Source organism: Klebsiella terrigena (assembly GCF_006539725.1).
Classification (GTDB): Bacteria; Pseudomonadota; Gammaproteobacteria; order Enterobacterales; family Enterobacteriaceae; genus Klebsiella; species Klebsiella terrigena.
Genome location: NZ_BJNO01000011.1, coordinates 114,546 through 137,256 on the forward strand (window position 1 = coordinate 114,546; position 22,711 = coordinate 137,256).

Below are 22,711 nucleotides of genomic sequence, written 5' to 3' on the forward strand. Positions count from 1 at the left end.
TGTGGCGTGTAGGGTACGGATTCACCAGCACAGTTAAGAGCGTTTCATCGGCGAAGGATTAAGATAAAAAGCCCGCACCGGTGGCGGGCTTGCGAGGTTAGCGAACAACCAGTACGGAGCACTCAGCGTGACGCACGACTGCCGCGGCGTTAGAGCCAAGCAGGTAAGTCGTGATATCCGGGCGGTGCGAGGCGATGATGACGAGATCTGCCGGCAGCGACTTCGCCAGCCCCAGAATGTTGTCCTTCGGCGAACCTTCGGCAATATGGAAATGCACCCGGTCTTCAGGGATGGCAAACTGCTTCACCACCTCTTTCAGCCGCTTTTCGGAATCCGCCTTGAACTCATCCATCGGCGGCATCTCTGCGGTATAGGCCATGCCCAGCGAGGCATAATAGGGAAGAGAGGGGATCACGGTCAGAAAGTGGACTTCGGCATCATCAATCCGTGCTTCGGCTTCAACGTGGCTGATAACGCGTTGAGTTAATTCTGTATCAGAAATATCTATGGGTACAAGAATTATTCTGGTCATAAAACCTCCTGTTTAATTAACCTTTAAAAGTGTACGACATTCAGGGGCAATATGTACAATGACCAGGGTCACACTTTGGCTTCAGACCGCGGCACGTTCGGTAAATTTACCTTTGATAACCCCGTCATAAAAACGACCTTTTGAAACGACCTGCAGAAAGTTGTGAAACACCCGCGGTGGAACGTCGCAGTACTGTAGCGTTTTATTGTCACGAAAGCGTATTTCAAGGATGCCGGAGGCTTCGTCGTAGGCGACGGAGCTAATTCGTGATGATTTTACGGGATGATGATGCATTGCTGGCGTCCTTTACGAGCGGTCTTTTAAGCAATATATCATCCACTGGACGACTATTTTAACGCAACAGGTATATTGTTTTGATTTGGTTAAAATGTCGGCAGAAAGAGGGGCGCAGGCCCGCTGTCGCCAGCGGGCCACGGCATCAGAACTGGTAAACCAGGCCTAGCGCCACGACGTCATCGGTGCCGATGCCGTTGTTTGCATAGAAGCTATCGTCTTCGTCCAGCAGGTTGATTTTGTAATCAACGTAGGTGGACATATTGCGGTTAAAGTAATAGGTCGCGCCGATATCGGCATATTTCACCAGATCCTTGTCGCCGTCGGTGTTGTTCAGGTCTTTCCCTTTCGACATCAGGAAAGAGACCGCCGGGCGCAGGCCAAAGTCGAACTGGTACTGAGCGGTGACTTCAAAGTTCTGCGTCTTGTTGGCGATCGTGCCGCTCTGGTTGCCGTAAGGGGTCATGTTGCGGGTTTCAGAGTACATGGTGGCCAGATAGATATTGTTGGCGTCATATTTCAGGCCGGTGGTCCAGGCGTCGGCCTTATCGCCGCCGGCGGTCGAGCGGTGAGTCTGCTCGTTGGTACGGTCGGAGCTGGAGTACGCCGCGCCGAAGCTGACGCCCATGCCCAGATCGTAGGTCGAAGAGATACCGAAGCCGTCGCCGTTGGCGTTTTTAACCGAGCGGTCGCCGCCGTTGCCGGTGCCTTGCTGCTCGTTTGACACCTGGTTTTCGTTCGCGCCCTGATACTGCAGCGCGAAGTTCAGGCCGTTCACCAGACCGAAGAAGTCGCTATTGCGATAGGTTGCCACGCCGTTAGCGCGGTTGGTCATAAAGTTGTCGGCCTTCGACCAGGTGTCGCCGCCGAACTCCGGCAGCATGTCGGTCCAGCCTTCAATGTCGTACAGTACGCCGTAGTTGCGGCCATAGTCGAACGAACCGTAGTCGCCGAATTTCAGACCGGCGAATGCCAGACGGGTCCAGGCGTTATTGGTATCGGATTCGCTATTATTGGCCTGAACGTTATATTCCCACTGGCCGTAGCCGGTCAGCAGATCGTTAATCTGAGTTTCGCCTTTAAAGCCGAGGCGGATATAGCTCATATCGCCATCAGAGTTAGTATCATCGGAGAAATAATGTAAACCATCTACTTTACCGTAGAGGTCTAACTTATTGCCGTCTTTGTTATAAATTTCGGCGGAGTGAGCAGCGCCAGCAGCTAATAATGCCGGAATAACGAGGGCCAGTACTTTTCTTTTCATTTAGATATTCCTTTAATGTTTTTGTTTTGACTTCCTGCGAGGAAGTAAACTCATGCTAAATGAAGGCTGTTAAATCCGGGTAAGTATCAATTGTTACGATATAAGTAAAATCTAAAATAAATAATACCGTTGTTACGGCAATAGCTTTGGTGAATATGTCAAGGAAATACATATAAAATAAAAATTATACGGCGGAAAATTAATGGGATATTATTCGCGCGTTATATGCCTTTGTTTATTGTCAGCCGCATTTTTGCTGCCGCAGCTCGCTGTCCTCTTACGGGCTATTTAAACGGTAAAATGACAAGCCCGAATATCTATTCGGGCTTTTTTTATGGCAACGCTCAGGCGCGGTACAAATTAGCTTTCGACGGCGGGCTTCTCCGCTTTACCGGCCATCTGCGCAAGGAACTCATAGCGTTTTTGCAGATCGGCTGCGGCATCCTTCCACAGCTGCTCCGCCACCTCCGGCTGCTGGGCGTTGAGGCGACGGAAGCGCTGCTCGTTGAGCAACGTGTCCGCCAGCGCGTCCGACGGCGGACGAGAGTCCAGCGCCAGCGGGAGCTTACCTTCATCCGCCCGGCGCGGGTCGAAGCGGTAGAGCGGCCAGAACCCGGTGGCGGTCAGCTGACGCATCTGATCGTGGCTCAGCGCCAGATCGTAGCCGTGCTCCTCGCACGGGCTGTAGGCGATAATCAGCGACGGTCCCGGATAGGCCTCCGCTTCCTGAATCGCTTTCACCGTCTGATTTAGCTGGGCGCCCAGCGAAATCTGCGCCACGTAGACGTGACCGTACATCATCATGCTGACGCCGAGGTCTTTGCGCGATTTACGCTTGCCGTGCTCGCCAAATTTAGTGACCGCCCCGAGCGGCGTGGCCTTCGAGGCCTGGCCGCCGGTGTTGGAGTAACACTGGGTGTCGAGCACCAGGATATTGACGTTTTCGGTCAGGCTCAGCACGTGGTCGAGGCCGCCGAAGCCGATATCGTAGGCCCAGCCGTCGCCGCCGATCAGCCAGATGGATTTTTCCACCAGCGCGTCGGCGTCGGTCAGCAGCTCCTGGGCTCCCTCAACGCCGACCAGCGCGCGGCGAAGCTCCGCCACCTGCTCGCGGCGGACGTCCGGGGTGGCCTCGGCGTGCAGAGCATCGTTGAGCTCCGCCGGTATCGCGTCGGCAAACTGCCCCAGCAGGCGCATCACGCGCTGACGATGCTGGTCCACGGAGAGGCGGAAGCCGAGGCCAAACTCGGCGTTATCTTCAAACAGCGAGTTGGCCCACGCCGGGCCGCGCCCGTTGGCGTCGGTGGTATACGGCGTTGACGGCAGGTTACCGCCGTAAATTGACGAGCAGCCGGTGGCGTTGGCGATCAGCATCCGGTCGCCGTAGAGCTGGGTCAGCAGCTTGATATACGGCGTTTCGCCGCAGCCGGAGCAGGCGCCGGAGTACTCAAACAGCGGGCTTATCAGCTGAGAGGTACGAATATCAATGCGCTCCAGCGCGCTGCGGTCGATCTCCGGCAGGCTGAGGAAGAAGTCGTAGTTGACCTTCTCCTCCTCAACGTGCTCAAGGCGCGACATCATATTGATGGCCTTGATCTCCGGGTTCTGCCGGTCTTTGGCCGGGCAAACCTCGACGCACAGATTACAGCCGGTGCAATCTTCCGGCGCCACCTGCAGAACGTATTTTTGGCCGCGCATATCGCGGGATTTTACGTCCAGTGAATGCAGGCTGGCCGGGGCCGCTTCCATCGCTTCAGGAGAGATAACCTTGGCGCGGATCGCCGAGTGCGGGCAGGCCGCGACGCAGTGGTTACACTGGGTGCACAGCGCCTCTTTCCAGATAGGGATCTCTTCGGCGATATTGCGTTTTTCCCAGCGGGTGGTGCCCATCGGCCAGGTGCCGTCCGGCGGCAGAGCGGAGACCGGCAGCGCATCGCCGAGGCCGGCCAGCATGGCGGCGGTGACGGTTTTGACAAAGTCTGGCGCGGCATCGGAGACCACCGGCGGGCGGTTAGGGCTGGCGGCGTTGACCGGCTGCAGCGGCACTTCGGCCAGCGACTCGCGGGCCAGCGCCAGCGCCTGCCAGTTACGCTCAACCAGCTCCTTGCCTTTGCTGCTGTAGCTTTTGGCAATCGCGCCCTGGAGTTCGGCCAGCGCGCTGTCGCCCGGAAGAATTTGCGTCAGATGGAAGAACGCCATCTGCATCACGGTATTGATACGCGCGCCGAGGCTGCATTCGCGGGCAATTTTGGCGGCGTTGACGATATAAAAGCGCGCCTGCCTCTGGTTGAGCATCGCCTGCACTTCCTGCGGCAGACGCGACCACGCCTCATCGGCGGCATACGGCGTATTCAGCAGGAAAATCCCGCCGGGCTTCAGGCGCTCCACCATCTGATATTTGTCGATAAACTGCAGCTGATGGCAGCCGACGAAATCGGCCTGCGAGATAAGATAGGAGGAGCGAATCGGCTTCTCGCTGACGCGCAGGTGCGAAACGGTGAGTCCGCCGGCCTTTTTCGAATCGTAGACGAAGTAGCCCTGCGAGAACCACGGCGTCGAGTTGCCGATGATTTTGATGTTGTTCTTGGTCGCCGACACGCTGCCGTCGCTGCCCAGTCCGTAGAACAGCGCCTCCAGCTTCGCCTCCGACGGCAGGGTGTTTTCCCCCAGCGGCAGAGAGAGGTTGGTGACGTCGTCATAGATACCGACGGTAAAGCGGGGCTTCGGTTTCGCCGCGTTCAGCTCGTTAAACACCGCCAGCACGCACTCCGGGCCGAACTCTTTTGACGACAGGCCGTAGCGGCCGCCGATGGTGCGCGGCAGCGTTTCGCGTTCACCGCGGTTAAACGCCTCCGCCAGCGCGGTCATGATGTCGAGGTACAGCGGCTCCGCGTGGGCGCCGGGCTCTTTGGTGCGGTCCAGAACGGCGACGGCGCGCGCGCTTTCCGGCAGCGCTTCCAGCAGGTGAGTGGCGGAGAAGGGGCGATAGAGCCGCACTTTCAACACGCCGACCTTCTCGCCGCGGCTGAGCAGCTCATCCACCACCTCTTCGCAGGTGCCGATGGCGGAACCCATCACCACAATCACCCGTTCGGCCTGCGGATGGCCATAGAATTCGAACGGTTTATAGCGACGGCCGGTGGCGGCGGCGAAATCGTCCATCGCCGTTTCAACATGGTCGTAGACCGCGTCGTACCACGGGTTAGTGGCTTCACGGGACTGGAAATAGGTGTCTGGGTTAGCCGAGGTTCCGCGGATTGTCGGATGTTCGGGATTGAGCGCGCGCAGGCGATGCGCGTCGATCTCAGCCTGCGGCAGCAGGCTGCGGAGGGTGTCATCCGCCAGCGGCGCGATTTTGTTGATTTCGTGCGAGGTGCGGAAGCCGTCAAAGAAATGGATAAACGGCACCCGGCTTTTGAGGGTCGCAATGTGCGAAATCAGGGCGAAATCCTGCGCCTCCTGGACGTTGCTGGCGCAGAGCATCGCGCAGCCGGTCTGGCGCACGGCCATCACGTCGGAGTGATCGCCGAAAATAGAGAGCGCGTGGGTGGCGACGGTACGCGCGGCGACGTGCAGGACAAACGGCATCAGCTGACCGGCCAGTTTGTACAGCGTCGGGATCATCAGCAGCAGGCCCTGCGAGGAGGTGAAGGAGGTCGAAAGGGCCCCGGTTTGCAACGCCCCGTGCACGGCGCCAATAGCCCCGGCTTCCGACTGCATTTCGACCACCCGAGGCACGTCGCCCCAGATATTTTTTAGCCCGTTACCCGCCCAGGCATCCGCCTGCTCGGCCATCGTTGAGCTGGGGGTAATGGGGTAGATGGCGATAACTTCACTGGTGCGAAACGCGACAGAAGCGGCCGCGCCATTACCGTCGATAGTAATCATAAAAAGAGACCCTAACATTGCGCAAACAAAAAAGAAGGGACCCGCAAAACGGCGGCGGATCCTGTAATTATATGGAGTGAGTATAGGGGCTTTCAGTATGCCCTTGAAGTTATGCGGCTTTCGAGTGCACAAATTGATCCATGAGGCTCTCCCCGCCGGCGCGCCGGGCGAGGAGAACCAGTGGCTGCTATCTTGCTGATTACTATGCCATTAGTCTGAACATGCCGGGCGCGCTGGCGGCTAAGCCCCGCGCCCGGCGCGCGGACGCCGTTTAAAACCAGGTCTCGAGCTGGGCGCCGAAGATCAGCGTGCCTCCGCTGTGGTAGCCCGCGCTGCCAAAGGTGTCGCTGGTGGAGTAGCTATCCAGGGCTTTGTCCCAGTTCATCCAGGTGGCGAAGAAGCGAATTTCCGGGCGCTCGAAAAAGTCGGTCACGTTGTGCATTTTAAAGGTCGGAGCAAAGGTCAGCTTGTAGTAGCTCCCGCGGGCGGGCCGGTTGCCGTTAAAGCCTTTCGGGTCGATATCCATATACTGGTAGCTGGCCTCGTACTGCAGGGCAAAGTTCTGATTGAGCTCCTGGATAACCCTGCCGTTGAGGGTGACCCAGTCGTAGCGGTCGCCGTCCAGGTAGCGGCTATTGCTGCTCTGGGCGACGATAAGCGGCGCCAGGCTAAGCCGGTCGGTCAGGGAGGTGATGCCGTAGGAGGCAAATTTAACGGTCCAGGCGTTATCGATCAGATAGCCGTCCGACCCCGGGCCGCGCACTTCCGCTCCCAGCGCCTGGCCATACAGCAGCACCGTTTTGGACAGTCCGGGCCGGAGCCCATAGAACGTGTCGCCATGATACGCCAGCATGGTGTTGAAGCCTTTGGAAGCCGCTTTATCCGTCGCCAGGCCGTCATTAATACGCTTATCGTTATCCTTAGAGTAGAGGCCGTTGACCATCCACTGCCACGGGCCTAATTTATTATTGAGCGACAGGGTATAGTTCTGAATATAGGTATTGGCGGCCCCGGTCATGTTGTTATATTCAACATTCTCCATGGCATCAATATCATTAAAGTTACGTCCGTAAATCGCCAGATTGGTTTTGACGTCGCCGGCCAGGTTAACGTCATAAATACCGGCGCCGGTACCGATTAAATTCATCATGTCGGAGTCGAGCCAGTGAATATCGAAGTTATCGCGATCCTCGCGCTTGCCTGCCCACAGAGTTGCGTGCCTGAACGCCCCGGAAAAGGCCGGAAGGTCGCTCATTTCGGCAAACGCCTGACGCAGGTTCATCTGGCCGTTAAAGGCGCTGTCGGTATTATAGGTTTTATCCCATTCGGCAATTTTCATGTAATAACGCAGCTTAGCGTTATTGTCATAGCGACGCAGATAGTTAATATCGGCGGTGACGTAGGTGTCTGATTCATTGCCGAGACGGCCGACGCTGCCGCCGGTACTTCCGGCAGGCGTCAGGGAAGGGCCGACGGTGCTGGTGGACCCTTGCTTTCCGGTGAGGATCCCGGTGCGGGCATAGCCGCCGATTTTAATTTCAGCCGGGTCCTGGTTAAGCGGCTGTTTTTTTATTGAAGCAATATCGCGATCCGTTTTTTGCTCAACGGCCAGCAGGCGCTGCCGGGCCTGGTTGGCGTTATTCTCGGCGGCGGCGGCTCTCTTTTCCGCATTATCAATTTTTTGTTCGGCGGAGCGTAAATCTATTTTTGATTGTTTTAATTCAGCTTCAAGTTTTTCCAGACGGGCGTTGATGGCATTAAGCGTAATATCGGCGGCGTGCGCCGATAACGGCAGCGCCAGCGCGCAAAGCGTAAGGGTATAGGCTTTCATTATTAATCCCTGTGCAGAGAATTCCCGCGCTGCGGGCATAGGCAAGCCTGCAGCACGGAAGTGTGTGCCAGCAAAAATTATGTTGCGGTGATTAAGCCGTCAGGTGGCGGCTAGCTGCGGGTTATCATTTTTTGGCCACGGGTTTATTGGTATTAACAAAAAGAGTCGTGGCAATAAAGGCAAAAATAAATACCGCGATGCCGACGGTGATATAGCTAATAAACTGGTAGCGGTCATAGAGGTACATCAGCGGAGAGAGCAGCACCGCCAGGCCATAAGAGTTAGCCTTGATCGCCATCAGCGAGAGCACCATGCCGCCCAGCGCGGAGCTGGTGAGCATCACAACAATGGCGCGGATCCCCGACTGCATCACAATCCCGAACAGGGCCGGCTCTGAGACCCCCAGCAGCTGCGTGATAGTGGCGGAGATGCCGGCGGTCTTAAAGGCCACGTTCTTTGATTTCAGCGAAATAGCCAGACACACGGCGGCGTTGGCAAAACCGTACATCGCGCAGACCGTAATCAGCGGATTAAAGCCAGTGCCGGCAATCAGCGACGTTTCAATCATGATGAACATATGGTGCATCCCGGTCATCACGGCGATGGGATAAATAAAACCGATCAGCAGGCCGCCAATTCCTGCCGGCAGGGCGAGGAACTGCCCAATCGCCATCACCGCATAATGTTCGAATCCGTGCACCAGCGGGCCTAATACCAGCAGGGCAATAGCGATCGCGATCAGGATGACGATAAAGGGCGTGAAAATAAGGTCCATCGAGTTCGGCATGACTCTGCGGAAATAGATCTCGAGCTTCGCACCGATAATTCCGGTAATAAGCGCGGTGAGGATCGAACCCTGATAGCCGACCAGCGGAATAAAGCTAAATATATATATTGGCGCGGCGTTGCCATATGCCACATCGTAGGCGTTGGGCAGCGCCGGTGAAACCAGCATCAGGCCAATTAAAAAGCCGATAATCGGCGTGCCGCCAAACTTTTTAAATGCCGACCAGCAGATAAACGCCGCGAGGAAGGCAAAGGCGGTATCGCAAAGGACGGTGGTTAACGTCTGCAGGTAAACCGGGATATCCTGCACGTTGCTGCCAAACCAGCCCAGTACCGTATCGTTAAAAATAACCCCCTTCAGGCCGAGAAACAGGCCGGTAGCGCCGAGCACCGGGACGATCGGCACGAACACGTCAGAGAGGTTTCTGATGCCCCGCTGCAGCCTGCCTGTGCTCTGCCGGCTCATCTCGTCTTTGCTGACTTCGGCCACCTGGAACTCTTCCACAAAGGCCAGGTAAACCTTGTTGACGATACCGGTGCCGAGAATGATCTGATACTGACCTGAATTATAAAATACGCCTTTCACTTCGCCGATCTGGCGAATTTTTTCGTCATCAATGGCTTCGCGATCCTTCACCTGTAAGCGCAAACGCGTCGCGCAATGGGTGGCCGATGCAATGTTGTCCTTGCCAATCGTATTAACAATATCAACCGCGATATTTTTATATTTGTTCATTTTTAACGCATCCCTTAATGAGAATGGTCTGGTAGGGTTTGAGGGTAGAAGTCACGTTGCTGTAATTACTGAGCACGATTTCCCCGTCAGGCAGGGTAAACGGCTGCTCTTTGGCGCTGAGGTTGGTGATGGAAATAAGGCGCTCGGTTGCCGAGCTTCTTGCATAGGCGATAACGCTCTCTGCAGCCTCCTCCAGAGGGGTGAAGGTGCCGTAAATCAGCGTTTCAGGGAAGTCGATATTTCTCAGGGCAATCATCTTTTTGTAGAAAGAGAATACCGAGTCGGCTCGCGCCAGCTGGCTTTGCGCGTTCAGCGAGGTATCGTCAGTGGACAGCGCCAGCCACGGCGTAGCGCCGTTGTTAAACCCCGCGTTGACGCCGTCGGACCACGGGAACGGCGTGCGCGAATTATCTCTTGAGCGGCGGTTAACAAAGCCCATGGCCTCCTCGGCGCTAAAGCCTTCCGCCAGCGAACGGTCGTAGTTATCGAGGCTTGAGATATCGTTAAATTCGCTGATCTCGCTGCGGCAGAAGTTTTTCATTCCCAGCTCCTGCCCCTGATAGATAAACGGCGTGCCGTGCATGAAAAAGTACATGGCTGCAAGGGCCGTGGCGCCGATCTCGTTCTGATAGTCAGCGTCGCGCACCAGTTTCGACAGGGCGCGAGGCTGGTCGTGATTCTCAATAAAAGTGGTGCCCCATCCCGCGCGGGTAAAGGCCAGCTGGCTGGCAAACAGGGTTTCCCTGAATGCCTTGACGCTCCAGTCGCATTCCCTGAACCACTCTGAACCATTTTCAACGTCGATATCGGCGGCGTGGAAGTCAAATATCATGTCGAAATAACCTTCCGGTCCGATAAAGCGCTCATACTCTTCCAGCGGTACGCCGGGGGCTTCACCGACGGTCACGCAGCTGAATTTTTTAAAGGTCTTTTGCTTCAGTTCGTTGAGGAAAAGCTCAATCCCCGGCCGGTTGCGGGCCTTGCTTTTGACGGAGACCAGACCGTCGATACCGTCTGGCGGCAGCGGGCTGAAGTCCTGATCCTTTTTGATAAAGGTAATGGCGTCGATGCGGAACCCGGCGATCCCTTTTGCCAGCCACCAGTTAATCATTGCGTAAATTTCTTCGCGCAGCGCCGGGTTTTCCCAGTTCAGGTCGGGCTGTTTTTTATGAAACACGTGGAGATAGTAAGTCTCTTCGCCGGGTACTTTTTCCCACACGCTGCCGCCGAAAATAGAGCGCCAGTTGTTGGGGGCCGCACCGTTAACCGCCGGTTTAAAAATGTAGTAATCGCGGTAGCGGGAGTCCGGGTTCGCCAGCGCCTGGCGGAACCAGCGGTGCTCGTCGCTGGTATGATTGACCACCAGATCAATCATCACTTTTATCCCCATCTCTCCGGCCTGCGCTATCAGGTCGTCCACGTCCTGCATATCGCCAAAATCAGGATTCACCGCGAAGTAATCGGCGATGTCATAGCCGTTATCCGCCATCGGCGACTGATAAAACGGTGATACCCAAATAAGGGTAATCCCCAGGGTCTTGAGATAGGGGAGTTTCGCAATGATGCCGCGAATATCGCCGGTCCCGTCGTTGTTGCTGTCATAAAAGCTCTTTGGGTAAATCTGATAGACGACGGATTCCTTCCACCATGCGCGCTGCTGGGGTGTGTTCATCACTTCTCCTTGATATGATATCGATACCATATTGAAATAAAAAAATTAAGCGGACGCTCTGATAATCAATTCAGAGTGCAGATCCTGCTCGTCATACTGATAGCGGGTGCCGCTAATGAGCGCGAGCAGGCGTTCAACGGAAATTCTGCCCAGCTGCTCAATCGGCTGGCTGACGGTGGTGAGAGGGACGTTGATCATCTCCGCCACCGGCAAATTATCGAAGCCCACCACCGCAAGATCTGCCGGTACGTTAACGCCGCCGGCGGTGAGGCCGGCAATCAGGCCGCAGGCGACCTCATCGCTGCCGGCAAAAATCGCGTCGGGGCGCTCGCTGGCGGCCATCTGCAGCATTTTGGCGGCGAGGACTTGCCCGTCTTTATAGGTATGCATCTGGCGGAAAATCAGCGCGGGATTGATATCCCGCTTTCCGGCCTGCATGGCGTCGATAAAGCCCTGGTTTCTGCGGCTGCCGTGGCCTTTCTGCTCGAAGGTGCCGCCGGTAGAATAGGCGATATTTTTATAGCCTTTGCTGATCAAGTAGGTCACGGCGTTATAGGTCGCCCGGCGATCGTCAACTTTGACCACCGGCAGGCTGGTGGCTTCGAGGCTGGTATTACACAGCAGGATCGGACCGTATTGCTGGTACTTCTCCAGCACGTTCTTATTGCTCTCGACCGCGCACAAAATCAGGCCATCGATGATTTTTTTCTTCAGCAGGTCGAGGCAGTTTTTCTCCTCCCCGGCGCTGTCGTGGTTTTGCACAATCAGCACCGAGTAGCCATTTTTGCGCGCGGTGACTTCCAGGGCATCGACCAGGCTTGCGAAGAAGGGGTTGGTAATGCGCGAGATAAGCACCCCAATACGGTACGTTTTGACGCCGCGCATCTGCTGGGCAACGGTGCTTGGCTCGTAATCAAGCGCCTTCATCGCCGCCAGAATCTTCTCTTTTTTATCATCAGAGATATAGGGATGATTATTCAGGAAGCGGGAGACCGTGGTGACGGAAAGCCCGGCTTTTTCTGCTACGTCTTTTATGGTGGCCATAGAATTTTTATGGAAACGATATCATAGTTCGGTAAGCTATTTTCAGCCGCCCGTTAAGTCAACCCGCATGTTTTAAAACATGATCGATCTCACAACAATTTTATCCGCCGGGAGACGCTGAGGTTATTCATCTGCGGGGGAGTGAGGGAATATCTTGCCGGGAATCGGCTGTTCGGCGGGAAATTTGCTAGAAAATGTTAATGGAGCGCATAAATAGCGGTTTCGCCTCTCGACGTCGGCCGCCGGGCTGCCTATTATTCTTGGGTTTGTTTATTTTAAGATGTTTCCGAGGGGAGAGACGATGCGAGCTGCGTTTTTAGTTGGGTGTGCCGCGTTATTACTGTCGGCCTGCAGTAGTGAACCCGTTCAGCAGGCGACGGCGGCCCACGTATCACCGGGCATGCGCGCTGCGATGAGCAGCACCGGGCAGGCAAACTGCGCGATGATCGGCGGCTCGCTGTCGGTGGCGCGTCAGCTGGACGGCTCGGCGATAGGGATGTGCGCGCTGCCTAACGGCAAGCGCTGCAGCGAGCAGGCTCTGGCCGGCGGCAGTTGCGGTAACTACTAAGCATCACTCCTGCCTCTGCGGGCGCCGTGAGCGACCCTCGTGCCCGCTGCGTTGAGGCACCGTTGGGCGCCAGCCGGACGGGGGAATCAGTTAACCAGATCGGCGAGCTTATACACCAGCGTGCGATCGGCGGTCGCCAGCGTCAGCTGATTTTCGGTTAAATCGACCTGCGCCCCATCGCGCAGCATTTTGCCGAGCGTGGCGTCCAGTTCGTTAAGCTGCGGGTCAGCGCACAGCATCCGGGTCATCGCCAGCTCTTTGACCTTCAGCTCGCCGTCCGACACCTTGCCTTCGCCGCTAAAGCGGTTGCACATATTGCCTGAGACGAACGTCTTCTCGCCAAAGCTCAGTTCCAGCGGCTTCGCGCCCTCCTTGAGCGGCTGACCGTTGACGCTGGTCAGGACAAACCGATGGTGCTGAAGCTGCTCCGCGCTGGTGGACACCTTGCTGTTATATACGCAGCCGGAAAGCAGCATTCCTGCCGCCAGCAGTGCAGCAAACTTATTCATTTTTTCTCCAGAAATATTTCACATCTTTTAGGTAAGCGGAGTGTAACTGTACTGCAGGCAAATTCTGTGGGGCTTATCTGAATGTGCCCCCCGCAGGGGGAGGGCACAAAAGGGGAAGGATATCAGGCCAGCGCGTTGGCGCACGCTTCACCGGCGTCAACCTGGCGCAGGTTATCGAGGGTGGTTTGCGAAATACTGATTAACGCCTCGGCGGTGAGGAACGCCTGATGCCCGGTGAACAGCACGTTATGGCAGGCCGACAGGCGGCGGAACACGTCATCCTGAATCACGTCGTTGGATTTATCTTCGAAGAACAGATCGCGCTCGTTCTCATAGACGTCCATCCCCAGCGCGCCGATTTTCTGGTGCTTCAGGGCGTCGATTGCCGCCTGTGAATCAATCAGGGCGCCGCGGCTGGTGTTGATCACCATCACGCCATCCTTCATCTGATCGAACGCCGCATGGTTCAGCAGATGATAGTTCTCATCGGTCAGCGGACAGTGCAATGAGATAACGTCCGACTGCGCGTACAGCGTCGGCAGGTCAACGTACTCGACGCCGAGATCCAGCGCGGCGGCGCTTGGGTAAGGATCGAACGCCAGCAGGCGCATGCCGAAGCCTTTGAGGATCCGCAGGGTTGCCACGCCGATTTTCCCGGTGCCGATAACGCCCGCGGTTTTACCGTGCATGGTGAAGCCGGTTAGGCCTTCAAGGGAGAAGTTGGCATCGCGGGTGCGCTGATAGGCGCGGTGAATGCGTCGGTTCAGCGACATCATCATGCCGACGGCGTGCTCGGCGACGGCTTCCGGCGAATAGGCCGGTACGCGCACCACCCGCAGACCCAGCTCTTTGACCGCGTCCAGATCGACGTTATTAAAGCCGGCGCAGCGCAGGGCGATGTACTTCACGCCGTGCGACTTCAGCTCTTCCAGCACCGGGCGGCTGCCGTCGTCGTTAACGAAAATGCACACCGCCTCGCAGCCGTTGGCCGTTTTGGCGGTTTTTTCGGTTAACAGGAAATCGAAGAACTCGAGTTCAAAGCCATATGTATCATTAACATGCTGAAGGTACTTTTTATCGTACTGCTTTGTACTATAAACAGCGATTTTCATAAGACTTTTCTCCAGTGATTATACCGTCACGGTAGCATATTTAAAATAATCGTACAATTCTTAAAAATTAGTTTAAATAACAGGTTATAATCATAATTCTAGAGTATATCTCTGCGTGGAGGTATCGCTTTAAAACATAATGCGTTTTTACCACAGGCTGAAGCTAAAGGCGCCTGGCGCCAGCAGGATCAGCGGCCACAGCAGACCGGAGCTGACGTTGGCGAGCTGAAAGCGCCAGAAAGAGGCGCCGCTGGCCCCGCTGGCGAGCGGAAGGGTGGCGCGCAGCGGAGAGAGAAAGCGGCTGAAAAATACCGCCCAGGCCCCGTGGCGGCGTAAAAACAGCCGGCTGCGGGCGAGGCGCTCGGCGCTAAGCCAGCGCAGGCGGTGAAGATGGTGTTGATAGCGCCTTCCCACCCGCCAGGAGAGCCAGAATCCGCCGATTGCCCCAAGCCCGGCGCTGAGCCACATTAGCAAGAAATGCCCGAGGCTGGCGGAGGCGAAGGTACCGAGCAGCAGCAGACCTGAGGTGCCGGGCACCAGCAGCGAGACGATCGCGCAGGATTTACTGAACGTCAGCAGGAACACCAGCAGCAACAGCAGCGCATAGTGGTCCTGCGCCGACTCAATCAGCGAGTAGATAAACGCCACGCTTCCCCTCCGGCCTGCTCTGATGATGATTAGCCAGTGTGACAGGGGTTGGCTAAATGAAGGCTAAATCAGCGGTGGGTCAAAAATCGCCGCAACGATGGCGGCGCAGCGGCTATTCTTAGGCAGGACGCAAACTTTAACTCACTGGTCGAACGTGCCACAATACGCGCTACATTCGGCATATACTTTTGTTGATTCAGGATATTAAGCGCCCATGAAGGGTAAATATAAAGCCGCTATCGCGCTGGTGTTAGCACTCCTTTTGCTCCCCCTGGCGCTGCTGTCGACGCTAACCCACTGGGTGCCGACGCTCGCCGGGATCTGGCTGCCGGCGGGGACGCGGATCTCGCTAAACGACAGCCCGCGCCTGACGCGCACCGCGCTGCGTATCCCCGATTTACGCTATATGGTTGGCGACTGCGAGCTGGCAAAGGTCACCAACGCCCAGCTTTCCCACCCCAGCCGCTGGCGCCTGCATCTCGATGAGCTGGATATCAACAGCGTCTGCCTGAGCAAACTCCCGGAGAGTGAACCCGCCCCCGGCGCGCCGCGCACCCTGGCGGAGTGGCAGTCGATGCTGCCCTATAGCTGGCTGACCATCGAGAATCTGCGCCTGTCGCCGTGGGAAAGATGGCAGGGGCGGCTGGTGATGTCGCTCACGCCGACGCAGCAGGATATCGGCTACAGCGGGCCGGAGGTCACCGTGCAGGCCCGCCTGCGCGGCCAGGCGCTGACCGTCAGCGACTTCTCCGCGCGGCTGGTTGAAGGCCAGGCGCCGGTCAGGCTGGTCGGTGAGTTCAATATGCCGCTGGTGCCTGACGGTTTCCCGGTTGACGGCCATCTGCTGAGCACCTTCGAATTTCCACAGGAGCCGGGGCTGGTTGACGCCGAGCTGGAGTGGCAGAAAAACCGCGGGCAGCTGCTGGTGACGCCGCGGGGTGAGGTGCAGCCGATGCTCGACCTGCCGTGGGAAATTACCTCCGAACGCATTGCGATCAGCGACGGTCGCTGGAGTACCGAATATGCCGGCTATCCGCTGAGCGGCCGCGTGGCGCTGTCGGTGGACGACTGGCAGCAGGGAACCGAGAATATGCAGGTCAGCGGGCGCCTGAACGTGCTGACCCAGGGGGAGGCCGGAAAAGGCAACGCGGTTCTGAACGTCGGGCCCGGTAAGCTGAGTATGGATAGCAGCGATATGCCGCTGCGGCTCACCGGCGAGGCGAAGCTCGGGGATCTTATCGTCTACGCCGCGCTGCCGGCCAGGCTGAGCGGGCCGCTGACCACCCCGGAGCTGAGTTTCCATCCCGGCGCGCTGCTGCGCTCGCGCGGGCGAGTGATTGACTCTCTCAATATCGATGAAATACGCCTGCCGCTGGCGGGGGTCAAGGTCACCCAGCAGGGCGTCGACGGCCGGCTGCAGGCGATTCTGCGCGCCCACGAGCAGGAGATGGGCGACTTCGTTCTGCATCTTGACGGCAAGGCCGACAACTTTATGCCCGACCGCGGGCGCTGGCAGTGGCGCTACTGGGGAGAGGGGCACTTCACGCCGATGCAGGCGCGTTGGGACGTGAAGGGCGCGGGAGAGTGGGTGGACAGCGCTATCGTCCTGAACAGCCTGTCGACCGGCTTCGATAAGCTGCAGTACGGCACCATGCTGGTCAGCACCCCGCGGCTGACGCTGGAACAGCCGATTCGCTGGCTGCGCGACGAACAGCATCCGAAGCTGACCGGCGCGCTGTCGCTGGATGCCGGCAAAACCAGCTTTAGCAGCGGCAGCGAACTGCCGCCCTCCACGCTGAAGTTTAGCCTCGACGGGCGCGACCCGACCTGGTTCCAGTTTAACGGGTCGCTGCACGCCAATAAAATCGGCCCCGTGCGGCTGACCGGCCGCTGGGACGGCGAGCGCCTGCGCGGCCAGGCGTGGTGGCCGAAGCAGTCGTTGTCCGTCTTCCAGCCGCTGCTGCCGCCGGAGTGGAAAATGAACCTGCGCGAAGGGTCGCTGTACGCCCAGGTGGCCTTCTCCGCCGCCGCCGAGCAGGGCTTTGAGGCCGGCGGGCATGGGGTGCTGAAAGGCGGGAGCGCCTGGATGCCGGATAATCAGATCAACGGCGTCGATTTTGTGCTGCCGTTTCGCTTCAGCCAGGGGACCTGGCAGCTCGGCACCCGGCGGCCGGTTTCGCTGCGTATCGGCGAGATAGTTAACCAGGTGACGGCGCGGAATCTCACCGCCGACCTGCAGGGCTCGTATCCCTGGAGCGAAAGCAGTCCGCTGCAGCTCAGCAACGTCAGCGTCGATATTCTCGGCGGCCAGCTGACCATGCAGCAGCTGCGCATGCCGCAGCACGACCCGGCGCTGCTGCGCCTGCGGCACATCTCCAGCAGCGAGCTGGTGAGCGCGGTGAATATCAAACAGTTCGCCATGTCCGGCGCGTTTAACGGCGCGCTGCCGCTGTGGCTGGATAACGAAAAATGGATAGTCAAGGATGGCTGGTTGAGTAACCCCGGCCCGATGACCTTGCGCCTTGACCCGGATATGGCCGATGCGATGGTGAAGGACAATATTTCAGCGGGTGCGGCGATCAACTGGCTGCGCTATATGGAGATCGCCCGCTCGTGGACGCGCATTAATCTCGATAATCTCGGCGTCCTGACGCTGCAGGCGACGATTAGCGGCACCAGCCGCGTCGGGGAGAGAAGTAATACGGTGCATCTCAACTACTCTCATCAAGAGAACATTTTTGACCTGTGGCGCAGCCTGCGCTTTGGCGACAACCTGCAGGCCTGGCTTGAACAAAATGCGGTGCTTCCCGCTCAGCGCTGTAAGGATAAGCAACACTGTACGCCTGTTGGGACAGGCTCTAAGGAACAACGATGATAAAACTGCTAACGATGCTGCTGGCAACGACGATACTGCTGACGGGCTGTACGCCGAGGATTGAGATTGCGGCATCGAAGGAGCCGATCACCATCAATATGAATGTCAAAATTGAACATGAGATTCATATCAAAGTGGATAAGGACGTCGAGGATTTGCTCAAGTCGCGTAGCGACCTGTTCTGAGGTGGCGATGAGAAAACGACTGTTAACGGCCGGCCTGGCGCTGGCGCTCTTTAGCACCTCGGCGATGGCCCTGACGCTCAGCGAGGCGCGGGAGCAGGGACGAGTTGGCGAAACGCAGAGCGGCTACCTTGCCCCGCTGCGCCAGGACCGGGAAACGCTGGATCTGGTGAAGCAGATCAACGCCGCGCGCAGCGAAGGCTATCAGCGGCTGGCGGATGATAACAATCTGCCGGTTGATGAGGTGGCGAAAATGGCCGGTCAGAAGCTGGTGACGCGGGCGCAGCCGGGTGAATACGTCCAGGGCCTGAACGGCAAATGGCTGCGTAAGTAATCAGCGGCAGCGCTTGCGGTACTCTCCCGGTGAAACGCCGAAGCGCTGCTTAAAGGCGGTCGAGAAGTGGCTGTGGTCGCTAAAGCCCCAGCTGTAGCCGATCCCCGCCAGCTTTTCATCATCGTGGGCGTTGCTCAGCGCCCGCGCGCACAGATCCAGACGGCGGTTCTTAATATACTGGGCCACCACCAGCCCCTTATCGGCGAACAGCCGGTAGAGGCTGCGCACCGACATCCCCGTTTCACCGGCCAGCCACTCCGGGCGCAGATGTTCCGCCTGAATCGACTCATCAATCAAAGCCATAATTTTCTGAAACTGCTTCTCCCGCCGCGACGGCTGGGCGTCGTGATGGTGCAGCATCGGGCGTAGCAGGCAGACGATGGCCTCCAGCGCGGCCTCGCTCTCGCTCTGCGAAAGCGCCGGGCTGCTCATGCTTTCGTGCAGCAGGCGTTGGCTCAGCTGTACCATCGGCAGGGACTTGCCCAGTCGGGTGGCGATGCTGATTTCGCTCCCGCGCAGCTGCTGTTCCAGCAGCTGGCGGGGCAGCAGCAGCGACGCCTGGCGCGAGGTTTGCTGCCAGAAGATAGAGCAGGGGCGGGAGGCATCGATCAGCGTGATATCGCCGGCTTCCAGCACCACCTGACGATCGTCCTGCTCAATGGCCGCCTGGCCGGAGAGCTGGAATACGGTATAAAACCAGGCATCGTTATCGCGCCTGATTTCGTTGCGGGTGCGGTACAGGTTGACGCCGCGCGCGGTGACGGTGCTGACCTTGAGATTGCCGGCATAGCTGGCGTCAATCTCCCCGTGAAAATCGCTGTCCAGCGGACGTGCGGCAAAGTTTCCGCAGACCTGATTGATTTTCGCCAACCAGCGCTGGTAGTCCTGTCCGTTATCTGCCGCCGCCATAGCTCGTCTCTTGTAATAATAATGTTTTCGCATTGTTGCATTTACGCTGCGCCAAACAAGAGCGAAGCGCGGAGTATATGAAAGAACTATTACCTGAGGCACATTTTTGCCCGCGCAATATGCCTAATTGCGGCGGCTGTCACAGCGGCAAAAACGAATGTCACAGAGAAAAAAGCGCGAAGCCTGAGCGCGTCGTAGACTGAATTCACGATCCGTAAGGAATAAGGAAGCGATATGTCCACAGCACAGGTAGCGCTGCTTGCCAGCGTACAGCAGTTTTTAGACAGACAGCATGGCGTGTATATCGATGGCGCCCAGCAGGCGGCGCAGAGCGAAAAGCGGCTGACCGTCTGGAACCCGGCGACCGGGGAGGCGATAGCCAGCACGGCGGACGCCGGCGCCGCGGACGTCGACCGCGCCGTGATGTCGGCGTGGCGCGCGTTTGTCTCCCGCAGCTGGGCCGGCCGCACGCCGGCCGATCGGGAACGTATTCTGCTGCGCTTTGCCGACCTGGTTGAGCAGCACGGCGAGGAGCTGGCGCAGCTGGAGACCCTCGAGCAGGGCAAATCGATTAATATCTCCCGCGCCTTTGAAGTCGGCTGTACGCTGAACTGGATGCGCTACACCGCCGGGCTGACCACCAAAATCAGCGGCCGCACGCTGGACGTGTCGATTCCGTTTCCGCAGGGCGCGCGTTACCAGGCGTGGACCCGCAAGGAGCCGGTCGGCGTGGTGGCGGGGATCGTACCGTGGAACTTCCCGCTGATGATCGGCATGTGGAAGGTGATGCCGGCGCTGGCGGCGGGCTGCTCCATCGTGATTAAGCCCTCGGAGACCACGCCGCTGACCCTGCTGCGCGTGGCGGAGCTGGCGAGCGAAGCCGGCGTGCCGGACGGCGTATTTAACGTGGTCACCGGCAGCGGTGCGGAGTGTGGGGCGGCGTTAACCTCGCATCCGCAGGTGGCAAAGGTGAGCTTTACCGGCTCGACGGCAACCGGCAAACAGATTGCCCGCGTGGCCGCCGACCGGCTGACCCGCGTGACCCTTGAGCTGGGCGGCAAAAACCCGGCGATTGTGCTGAAAGACGCCAACCCGGAGTGGGTCATTGAAGGGCTAATGACCGGCAGCTTCCTCAATCAGGGGCAGGTGTGCGCCGCTAGCTCGCGGATCTATATCGAAGCGCCGCTGTTCGATACCCTGGTGAGCGGCTTTGAGCAGGCGGTGAAGTCGCTGCAGGTCGGCCCAGGCATGCAGGAATCAACCCACATTAACCCGGTCGTTTCCCGGGCGCACTGCGACAAGGTCGCCGCCTATCTCGATCAGGCGCGGCAGCAGAACGCCGAGCTGATTACCGGCAGCAGCGGGCCGGACGGCAAGGGCTACTACATTGCGCCGACGCTGGTGATTAACCCCGATGCCGGGCTGCGGCTCAGCAGAGAGGAGGTCTTTGGCCCGGTAGTGAACCTGGTGCGCGTTGCCGATGGCGAAGAGGCGCTGCGTCTCGCCAACGACAGCGACTTTGGCCTGACGGCCAGCGTCTGGACCGGCGATTTGAGCCAGGCGCTGAGCTACACCGAGCGCCTGCAGGCGGGCACGGTATGGGTCAACAGCCATACGCTTATCGACGCTAACCTGCCGTTTGGCGGCATGAAGCAGTCCGGCACCGGGCGCGACTTCGGCCCGGACTGGCTGGACGACTGGTGTGAAACCAAATCGGTCTGCGTGCGCTATTAGCCGCTGACCCGGCGCCTGAGGTTCGGCCGCTTACCTGGCCGCGAATTTCGGGCGCCGCATGGCGCAACGCTTCCCTCCGATCTACTTCTTTTCCGATGCCCCTGCTCGATAAACGTCTGCTATTTTTAATTTGTCAAACACCCCTCTCTTAATGCGGCCTGTCGATGAGGTTCATATGAACTTACTGGTCTTTTGTGACGGTACCTGGAACACCCCCCAGCAGCTTGATGATGGCAAACCCGCGCCGACGAACGTGGTCAAACTGCGCAACGCCGTGGCGGAAAATAGCGGCCAGCGCGTCTATTATCACCCCGGCGTCGGCACCGACGGCGGGGTTGTCGATCGTTATATTGGCGGTGGCATAGGCGACGGTCTGGATAAAAATATTATTAGCGCCTATTACTGGCTCGCCACCAACTATCGACCCGGCGATAAAATATGGTTATTTGGCTTTAGCCGCGGGGCTTATACGGTGAGAAGCCTTGGCGGAATGATCTCGCGCTGCGGTTTATTAAATGCCGGCGGAGCCGGAACCGGCGACGATAAAGTTTGGGAGGACATCAACGCGCTGTTCAGCCTTTATCGCCAGCCGGCGGCCAGCGCGCCGGCGGTGATAGCCAGCGTCGGGCGGCCTTTCTATGAGGTCGCCACGGGAAATCCCACCAAAGAGAGCGTGCCTGTCTATTTTATTGGCGTCTGGGAAACCGTGGGGTCGCTGGGGATCCCTGACGACCTGGCCTTAGCCAACCTGCTGGACGACCCGCAAAAGTACGCGTTCCACGATACCTCCTTGAGCCCGATCGTCAAAAACGCCCGCCACGCGCTGGCGCTGGACGAGCAGCGGCAAAGCTTTATCCCGACGCTGTGGGATAACGTGGCGGCAAACCCGCGGGTGAAGCAGCGCTGGTTCGTCGGCGTGCACTCCGACGTTGGCGGCGGCTACGCGCAGTGCGGCCTATCGGATATCCCGCTGCGGTGGATGATGTCCGAAGCGCGCGATCTCGGCCTTGAGCTGCATCCGGATATCGCTACCCAGCTCAAGCCCGATCCCCAGGCTCTGCTGCACGACTCGGTGACCGGGGTGTTTAAGCTGCTGCACACCTGCCCGCGCGGGGTGCCGCAGATTGTGGCGGGCAGCGCCGACGTTGATAACAGCGTCCTGCAGCGTCAAAGCCAGCCGTCGCTGCTCCACGGCGGCTACCGACGCCTCAGGGCGCTGACGCCAGCGCATCCGGTAACGTTCGACGTCTTTTCTCGTGAGCGCTGGAACGAAACCGGGGTTTGGCTGGAGGCGGGCGTCGAGTATCGGTTCAGCGCCTCGGGAAAATGGATGGACAGCTCGATTCCCTGCGATGCCGACGGCACCGATGACGGGAAGTTTTACCCCGGCGAGGCGGCGCAGATTCTGGCTTCCGTGGCCGATAAGCTGGAGATGCTGTGGAAGGGGGCGACCAAAAACCAGGACGTCGATTTTTGGCTGAGCAGGCGGGTTGGCACGGCGCCGTGGTTCGCGCTGATCGGCGTGGTCGCCAACGGCGCCGGCGCCGCTCCCGCCGTCCCTCAGCAGCTGCATCAGATCTTCGTCATTGGCAGCGGATGCCGTTTTACGCCGGCCAGAAGCGGCTATCTATACGCTTATGCCAACGACGCCTGGCAGATGTACGATAACAATCGCGGCAGCGTCGCCCTGACCGTCAGCCGCTAAACCGACCGCGGGCCGCCAATAAGCGTTTTCCGACCGGTAGGGCTTGCCGAAAGCGATGATTTATCGCTACTGTTTGTTTTCCTTCCCG

18 protein-coding genes are annotated in these 22,711 nt (G+C 58.3%); 6 read left to right on the forward strand and 12 right to left on the reverse strand.

Annotated elements, in window-relative coordinates; genetic code table 11:
- Positions 1 to 97 precede the first annotated feature (97 nt).
- The 8 genes from uspF to RTE01_RS14085 all read right to left on the reverse strand — a co-directional run bounded on the left by uspF (position 98) and on the right by RTE01_RS14085 (position 12,047).
- The gene (uspF, locus tag RTE01_RS14050; RefSeq protein WP_041145245.1) at positions 98 to 532 is read right to left on the reverse strand and encodes a universal stress protein UspF; all 435 of its coding nucleotides are present in this window, start codon (positions 530 to 532) and stop codon (positions 98 to 100) included.
- 81 nt (positions 533 to 613) lie between these two features.
- Positions 614 to 826, reverse strand: a complete 213-nt coding sequence (locus RTE01_RS14055; protein WP_041145246.1) for a KTSC domain-containing protein — start codon at positions 824 to 826, stop codon at positions 614 to 616.
- 145 nt (positions 827 to 971) lie between these two features.
- Complete coding sequence (ompC, locus tag RTE01_RS14060) at positions 972 to 2,090, reverse strand: porin OmpC (protein ID WP_041145247.1); 1,119 nt, start codon at positions 2,088 to 2,090, stop codon at positions 972 to 974.
- 360 nt (positions 2,091 to 2,450) lie between these two features.
- Positions 2,451 to 5,978 (reverse strand): pyruvate:ferredoxin (flavodoxin) oxidoreductase, encoded by a 3,528-nt coding sequence (gene nifJ, locus RTE01_RS14065; RefSeq protein WP_134525743.1) that lies wholly within the window; start codon positions 5,976 to 5,978, stop codon positions 2,451 to 2,453.
- Positions 5,979 to 6,249: 271 nt separating this feature from the next.
- Positions 6,250 to 7,809 carry a carbohydrate porin gene (locus RTE01_RS14070; RefSeq protein ID WP_141335106.1) on the reverse strand — a complete coding sequence of 520 codons (1,560 nt, stop codon included), beginning with the start codon at positions 7,807 to 7,809 and terminating at the stop codon, positions 6,250 to 6,252.
- A 124-nt stretch (positions 7,810 to 7,933) separates the two neighbouring features.
- Positions 7,934 to 9,331, reverse strand: coding sequence for a PTS transporter subunit EIIC (locus RTE01_RS14075; protein WP_134525745.1), 1,398 nt, complete (start codon positions 9,329 to 9,331; stop codon positions 7,934 to 7,936).
- Complete coding sequence (locus RTE01_RS14080) at positions 9,318 to 11,003, reverse strand: glycoside hydrolase family 13 protein (RefSeq protein WP_123551355.1); 1,686 nt, start codon at positions 11,001 to 11,003, stop codon at positions 9,318 to 9,320. Before RTE01_RS14080 ends, RTE01_RS14075 begins: the two co-directional genes overlap by 14 nt.
- Before the next feature lie 45 nt (positions 11,004 to 11,048).
- Complete coding sequence (locus RTE01_RS14085) at positions 11,049 to 12,047, reverse strand: LacI family DNA-binding transcriptional regulator (RefSeq protein WP_141335108.1); 999 nt, start codon at positions 12,045 to 12,047, stop codon at positions 11,049 to 11,051.
- 301 nt (positions 12,048 to 12,348) lie between these two features.
- Between RTE01_RS14085 and RTE01_RS14090 the strand changes: the two genes are divergently transcribed.
- Positions 12,349 to 12,615 carry a putative hemolysin gene (locus RTE01_RS14090; protein ID WP_041145253.1) on the forward strand — a complete coding sequence of 89 codons (267 nt, stop codon included), beginning with the start codon at positions 12,349 to 12,351 and terminating at the stop codon, positions 12,613 to 12,615.
- A gap of 86 nt (positions 12,616 to 12,701) precedes the next feature.
- Here the strand turns inward: RTE01_RS14090 and hslJ are convergent, their stop codons facing one another.
- From hslJ to RTE01_RS14105, 3 genes are all read right to left on the reverse strand, one after another.
- Positions 12,702 to 13,124: a heat shock protein HslJ gene (hslJ, locus tag RTE01_RS14095; RefSeq protein WP_041145254.1), complete on the reverse strand. Its 423-nt coding sequence runs from the start codon at positions 13,122 to 13,124 to the stop codon at positions 12,702 to 12,704.
- 122 nt (positions 13,125 to 13,246) lie between these two features.
- The gene (locus RTE01_RS14100) at positions 13,247 to 14,236 is read right to left on the reverse strand and encodes a 2-hydroxyacid dehydrogenase (protein WP_134525747.1); all 990 of its coding nucleotides are present in this window, start codon (positions 14,234 to 14,236) and stop codon (positions 13,247 to 13,249) included.
- A 147-nt stretch (positions 14,237 to 14,383) separates the two neighbouring features.
- The gene (locus RTE01_RS14105) at positions 14,384 to 14,884 is read right to left on the reverse strand and encodes a DedA family protein (RefSeq protein WP_045855125.1); all 501 of its coding nucleotides are present in this window, start codon (positions 14,882 to 14,884) and stop codon (positions 14,384 to 14,386) included.
- 214 nt (positions 14,885 to 15,098) lie between these two features.
- On the opposite strand from RTE01_RS14105, the gene RTE01_RS14110 reads away from it, so the two are divergent.
- The 3 genes from RTE01_RS14110 to RTE01_RS14120 are packed head-to-tail and all read left to right on the forward strand — an operon-like array spanning position 15,099 to position 18,275.
- Positions 15,099 to 17,759, forward strand: coding sequence for a YdbH family protein (locus RTE01_RS14110; protein ID WP_141335110.1), 2,661 nt, complete (start codon positions 15,099 to 15,101; stop codon positions 17,757 to 17,759).
- A 14-nt stretch (positions 17,760 to 17,773) separates the two neighbouring features.
- Complete coding sequence (locus tag RTE01_RS14115; RefSeq protein ID WP_370461201.1) at positions 17,774 to 17,944, forward strand: YnbE family lipoprotein; 171 nt, start codon at positions 17,774 to 17,776, stop codon at positions 17,942 to 17,944.
- Between the two features lie 7 nt (positions 17,945 to 17,951).
- Positions 17,952 to 18,275: a YdbL family probable chaperone protein gene (locus RTE01_RS14120; protein ID WP_041147600.1), complete on the forward strand. Its 324-nt coding sequence runs from the start codon at positions 17,952 to 17,954 to the stop codon at positions 18,273 to 18,275.
- On the opposite strand, the gene feaR is transcribed toward RTE01_RS14120, so the two are convergent.
- Positions 18,276 to 19,184, reverse strand: a complete 909-nt coding sequence (feaR, locus tag RTE01_RS14125; RefSeq protein ID WP_041145257.1) for a transcriptional regulator FeaR — start codon at positions 19,182 to 19,184, stop codon at positions 18,276 to 18,278.
- A gap of 234 nt (positions 19,185 to 19,418) precedes the next feature.
- On the opposite strand from feaR, the gene RTE01_RS14130 reads away from it, so the two are divergent.
- A complete protein-coding gene (locus RTE01_RS14130; RefSeq protein WP_076945441.1) occupies positions 19,419 to 20,918 on the forward strand; it encodes an aldehyde dehydrogenase family protein in 1,500 nt (499 codons plus the stop codon).
- A gap of 175 nt (positions 20,919 to 21,093) precedes the next feature.
- Positions 21,094 to 22,623, forward strand: coding sequence for a DUF2235 domain-containing protein (locus tag RTE01_RS14135; RefSeq protein ID WP_134525749.1), 1,530 nt, complete (start codon positions 21,094 to 21,096; stop codon positions 22,621 to 22,623).
- Positions 22,624 to 22,711 lie beyond the last annotated feature (88 nt).

Bases quoted from the DNA above. Each gene is read 5' to 3' on its own strand.
- RTE01_RS14100 (WP_134525747.1), bottom strand. From the start codon at position 14,236: ATGAAAATCGCTGTTTATAGTACAAAGCAGTACGATAAAAAGTACCTT.
- uspF (WP_041145245.1), bottom strand. From the start codon at position 532: ATGACCAGAATAATTCTTGTACCCATAGATATTTCTGATACAGAATTA.
- RTE01_RS14055 (WP_041145246.1), bottom strand. From the start codon at position 826: ATGCATCATCATCCCGTAAAATCATCACGAATTAGCTCCGTCGCCTAC.
- nifJ (WP_134525743.1), bottom strand. From the start codon at position 5,978: ATGATTACTATCGACGGTAATGGCGCGGCCGCTTCTGTCGCGTTTCGC.
- RTE01_RS14135 (WP_134525749.1), top strand. From the start codon at position 21,094: ATGAACTTACTGGTCTTTTGTGACGGTACCTGGAACACCCCCCAGCAG.
- RTE01_RS14080 (WP_123551355.1), bottom strand. From the start codon at position 11,003: ATGAACACACCCCAGCAGCGCGCATGGTGGAAGGAATCCGTCGTCTAT.
- RTE01_RS14120 (WP_041147600.1), top strand. From the start codon at position 17,952: ATGAGAAAACGACTGTTAACGGCCGGCCTGGCGCTGGCGCTCTTTAGC.
- feaR (WP_041145257.1), bottom strand. From the start codon at position 19,184: ATGGCGGCGGCAGATAACGGACAGGACTACCAGCGCTGGTTGGCGAAA.
- RTE01_RS14090 (WP_041145253.1), top strand. From the start codon at position 12,349: ATGCGAGCTGCGTTTTTAGTTGGGTGTGCCGCGTTATTACTGTCGGCC.
- hslJ (WP_041145254.1), bottom strand. From the start codon at position 13,124: ATGAATAAGTTTGCTGCACTGCTGGCGGCAGGAATGCTGCTTTCCGGC.
- RTE01_RS14070 (WP_141335106.1), bottom strand. From the start codon at position 7,809: ATGAAAGCCTATACCCTTACGCTTTGCGCGCTGGCGCTGCCGTTATCG.
- RTE01_RS14110 (WP_141335110.1), top strand. From the start codon at position 15,099: ATGAAGGGTAAATATAAAGCCGCTATCGCGCTGGTGTTAGCACTCCTT.
- ompC (WP_041145247.1), bottom strand. From the start codon at position 2,090: ATGAAAAGAAAAGTACTGGCCCTCGTTATTCCGGCATTATTAGCTGCT.
- RTE01_RS14085 (WP_141335108.1), bottom strand. From the start codon at position 12,047: ATGGCCACCATAAAAGACGTAGCAGAAAAAGCCGGGCTTTCCGTCACC.
- RTE01_RS14115 (WP_370461201.1), top strand. From the start codon at position 17,774: ATGCTGCTGGCAACGACGATACTGCTGACGGGCTGTACGCCGAGGATT.
- RTE01_RS14075 (WP_134525745.1), bottom strand. From the start codon at position 9,331: ATGAACAAATATAAAAATATCGCGGTTGATATTGTTAATACGATTGGC.
- RTE01_RS14130 (WP_076945441.1), top strand. From the start codon at position 19,419: ATGTCCACAGCACAGGTAGCGCTGCTTGCCAGCGTACAGCAGTTTTTA.